General features: G+C 64.9%; 1 protein-coding gene. It reads right to left on the reverse strand.

The genetic code is table 11. The features are described from left to right. Nucleotides 1-452, reverse strand: a 452-nt coding sequence (locus tag I6F37_RS38875) for an AMP-binding protein (protein WP_368736812.1), incomplete at its 3' end; no start/stop codon positions are given. Nucleotides 453-473 lie beyond the last annotated feature (21 nt).

Below are 473 nucleotides of genomic sequence, written 5' to 3' on the forward strand. Positions count from 1 at the left end.
GAATAGCCTTCCACGATCGTGGAGCCTGTCTTCTCCTCGAAATCCCGCTTGGTAGTGGCCATTAGCGCCGCCGCACCGGAGAAGCACAGCTTGATCGACCGCAGGTCCACCTGGCCGCTCCGCACCGCCGGGTGGTTCAGGATGGCGGTGTAGAGCGTGGGCACACCGTTGAAGAAGGCGGGCTTCACCTGCTTGATCGTGGCCAGCACGTCGTCCAGGTCTCTCGGGTTGGGCACCAGCGACAGCGGGTTGGGCGCGACAAAAGCCAGCGGCTGCACGCCGACGTTGCCGTACACGTGAAAGAGCGGTAGCGGCAGCATGATTACGTCGGTCCAGGGTTTCAACGCCGATTTGGTCCACTCGTAGAGTTGCAGTCCGGCGGCGACATAGTGCGCGTGCAGGCCGACGACGCCCTTTGGTGTGCCGGTGGTGCCGCCGCTCGACAGGATCACGGCGCGGTCGCTCGGCCGCAC

This window comes from Bradyrhizobium sp. NBAIM08, from assembly GCF_020193935.1.
In the GTDB taxonomy this organism is placed as follows: Bacteria; Pseudomonadota; Alphaproteobacteria; order Rhizobiales; family Xanthobacteraceae; genus Bradyrhizobium; species Bradyrhizobium yuanmingense.